At 41.0% G+C, this 3,621-nt stretch carries 4 protein-coding genes; all 4 read right to left on the bottom strand.

Features of this window, described 5'->3' with window-relative positions; all coding sequences use genetic code 11:
* A partial coding sequence (locus CXF78_RS14795; RefSeq protein ID WP_102037231.1) for a ZIP family metal transporter occupies positions 1–692 on the bottom strand: 692 nt, incomplete at its 3' end.
* A gap of 128 nt (positions 693–820) precedes the next feature.
* The gene (locus tag CXF78_RS14790) at positions 821–1,813 is read right to left on the bottom strand and encodes an alpha/beta fold hydrolase (protein WP_102037230.1); all 993 of its coding nucleotides are present in this window, start codon (positions 1,811–1,813) and stop codon (positions 821–823) included.
* A 94-nt stretch (positions 1,814–1,907) separates the two neighbouring features.
* Positions 1,908–2,831, bottom strand: a complete 924-nt coding sequence (locus CXF78_RS14785) for a formate/nitrite transporter family protein (RefSeq protein ID WP_102037229.1) — start codon at positions 2,829–2,831, stop codon at positions 1,908–1,910.
* Between the two features lie 108 nt (positions 2,832–2,939).
* On the bottom strand, positions 2,940–3,621 hold a 682-nt coding region (locus tag CXF78_RS14780; RefSeq protein WP_102037228.1), incomplete at its 5' end, for an EcsC family protein.

Genomic DNA, 3,621 nt, shown 5'->3' with positions numbered 1-3,621 from the left:
AACATACCAAGGCAAAATCCAAACACAGCCCCCATTGGCGGTGCCCAACGTTTTTCTAATTTTACCTGAGGAGCCAAATCTTGAAATATGGAGTAAAGAATACCGCCCGATGCGAAAAGCATCACTGCAGCAATAATTTCTGGGGACTCTGATAACCACAAATAACCACACATTGCAGCGATAGGGCCTAACACTGCCATCAGACAAAACATGATAATAATTTTTTGGGGCTTATACGCAGAAGAGGCATTTAATTCTCGGTAGGCATTAAAACCTTCCGGCACATTTTGTAACGCGATTAACGCCGCCAGTAAAAATGCATTGTTACTTCCGGTCGCGAAAGCCGCACCTAGCGCGATTGACTCAGGAATAAAATCTGACAGCATTGCAGCAAGTTGAGTGGCAGGGGTATCTATTTTATTAAGGTAAATATCAAGGGCCATGAAGCTAAGCCCACCGACCATAAACCAAATACATGCAGCTAATGGATTAAGATGTGCAATCCCTTCTGGCACCAACACCAAAGCAACAGCAGACAATAATGCCCCACCTCCAAATGCCATGACACTGTGTCTGAATTCCTGTTCAATCCACTCATTACCCACTTTTTCAAAACGGGCAATGATAGCGCCTAAAGGCATAGCCAAACCAGCAAGCAATGTTGATGCTATAACGGTTAGCAGCAAAGACATGATTTAATCCTTTAAAGGGTATAACGCTGTTGTAACCAGCCATAACAGGTCATCAGCATGAAATAATGAAACTATTTCTGGTGATGTCGAACCTAATGAACATCGTATTAACTTTGGTCATATGTTTATTACGGCTCAATAGCCTGATGAAATGCTTTTATAAAAACATCATAATTTTCAAACTGGGGCATATGACCCAATCCATCCAACTCAATCAGTACTGAACCTTTAATCAATTTCTGAGTATTAACACCTAAATTTTTATAATCACCTAAGGTTCTGGTCACGCCTTCTTTTAACCAACCTTTACCAGGGCCAGTTTTATCTCTAGTACCAATAATAAGTACGGTTTTATTGGTGATCTGCGAAAATCTATCTACTATATTCTCTGAGAAAATAGGACCATAAGTTAACGCGTTATTCCAAGCAATAACTTGCCAGTCATCCCCAGCAAGCATCCCTTTCACAGGCACTAACAGTTGCTCGTATTCGCTGGACCATTTGCCGTCATAGTAGTTTGCTTTTTGATAATCCCTTGCTTTATCGAGTGTTTTAGCAAGTTCATTTTTATAGAAGAAATTAACGTCTTTGAATTCAACATATTTGCTGTAATCCTCCAAACCAATGGGATTAATTAGAATCAATTTATTAACCGCACTAGAATAATTAGCCGCAAATGTGGTTGCTAGCATCCCGCCCATTGAATGACCAACCAGATCAAATTTTTTGATGTGTAAGCTATCCAATAACAACTTAGTATTGAGCGCTAGCTGCCCAAAGCTGTATTGGTAAAAATCGGGTTTTGAAGACTTACCAAAGCCAATTTGGTCCGGAATGATGACTCGGTAATTGTTCTTAAGTAAATCCTTAGCAACCCTTTCCCAATAATAGCCGGAGAAATTTTTACCGTGCAACAACACGATGACTTTGCCTGCGTTTTTATCGCCAATATCCATATAACGCATTTTTAAATCTTTATTTTGCGAGTTAACATTAAATGTCTTAACGTCAAAGGGATAATCAAACCCATCTAACTCTTTATTATACTTAACCGGATTTGCAGCAAATGCCTGTGATACCACCGCGAATAGAGTTACTAGTACCAAACAAAATTTCTTCATATCACTCTCGTTCAAATAAATTATACATCAACAACAAACTGCACCATGACAGCCATTTTGATTTAAAACAACATCTATTTTTTCAACAGGATACCTACATTTCTTGTCGAACTTGGCCATAAGCCAACATCGCAAACAGTCCTGTCCCGCCAATGATGTTACCCATTAGCATGGGGCCAATATGATGTGACAACGCAGTGAAAAAATTCATTTCCCCATTTAGCACTAGGCTAAATATCTCATTAGATCCGGCAATAACATGGGTAAACTCACCAGCAGCAATAAGCCATGTAAACATAATTATGACCAACACTTCAGATCCTTTCGCCGAAGGCAGCATCCACACCAATGCGGCAATAAAAAAGCCCGCTGGAATGCCACGCATTAATGTCTCTGAAGGCGTCAACTCTGCAACATGGCGAGATATCTGGAGGATAGCGGTGAGGATGTCTTCTGTCAGTATGTTGCCGTGCACGACAATTGCCGCCGTCAAAAACGTACCAACAAAATTTGCTACTAACACAATCCCCCATAAACGAGCGGTGCAAAAAAGACGGCGTTGTGTGGTGTTGGCGAGTAGCGGCAGCACCACGGTTATGGTGTTCTCGGTAAAAAGTTGCAGTCTTGCTAGAATGACCAATACAAAACCGAAAGTGTAACCAAGACTTTCGATAATAGATAAATAAGGGTGATCGGAACCTATGTTGCTACGGATAATACCTTCAGCTAAAACAGACGAGGAAATGCCGATACCAGCCGCGATTCCGGACCACCACAACGACATCAAGGGCCGCTCTAGTTCTTCTTGACCTTCACGCAAAATAATAGAATAAACCGTAAGCGATGAAAGACTGCCATGTTCAACCACAGCTTCACGTTCAGAGCCTGTCAGCGATATTTCTGTTTGCGTCGGCTCACTCTCGCGCACTTCACGCTTGCTAACCTTGTCGCCAGACTTTATATCACTGCTTATTGTCGACTTGGTATTTTCGGCCTGATCAGATCCTGGCTGTGTCATATTGATATCCTTTTCTGGCTTAAATCTAGCTTGATGTTCTATTTAAGTGCATAAAGAATATATGCTTTATATCACCAATTCAACAAACACTAATATCCCGAACAATGGTTATTTACTGCCCTTTCTAGGTAATGAATGATATGCGCTTTTTATTGTCTCATACCCATATATACGCTCTAATTTTCGCACAATAAAATGACCTCTCGCCATATCTTGAAAGTGATCAATAAACAATGTATTGATTATGGCACCACCTGCGGCACCGATAGCAGGTACCGCTTGGGCTGCTGCTTTTTGAGTAACTTGAACCCCAAACTTTTCAGCTATTTTAGTAATAAGTTTGACTAACATAGGCGCTGCTTCATCGGTAATACCTTTTTTAACCATAAACTCAGCAGCTTCTGATACCGATTTTGCTAGGGCGGCTCTTACTGCAAAATATCCGGATTCACTACCATCATCTAAATCACTTTCGCCCCCCAGCGCGAACACCTCCAAACAAGCCATTTTTGTTTCCAGAGTGGTAATCAATTCACCTTCACTACGAGCAATATCAGCGATAGATCGCAGCATGATTGATGTTGAAATAGGAAGCTCAACAGCTATCGCAGCTAATCCAAAGAAACCACCCACACCACCACTCGCAGCAACGCCTAATTTATGCCAAAGATTGGACGATTCTTCTCCGGGAATATCTTTCATGGTAAATATTGCCGCTTCAGATGCTTTAATTAACGACTTCTCTGTCACTTTAGCGATATTTTTATTCCAGTTATCAGGTAGTAACGCT

The organism is Shewanella sp. 11B5, from assembly GCF_002836795.1.
GTDB lineage: Bacteria > Pseudomonadota > Gammaproteobacteria > Enterobacterales > Shewanellaceae > Shewanella > Shewanella frigidimarina.
This window is presented reverse-complemented; position numbering and strand designations above follow the sequence as displayed.

What these genes read in the sequence shown, in the direction of transcription:
- CXF78_RS14790 (WP_102037230.1), bottom strand. Translation starts at nt 1,813, where the DNA reads ATGAAGAAATTTTGTTTGGTACTAGTAACTCTATTCGCGGTGGTATCA.
- CXF78_RS14785 (WP_102037229.1), bottom strand. Translation starts at nt 2,831, where the DNA reads ATGACACAGCCAGGATCTGATCAGGCCGAAAATACCAAGTCGACAATA.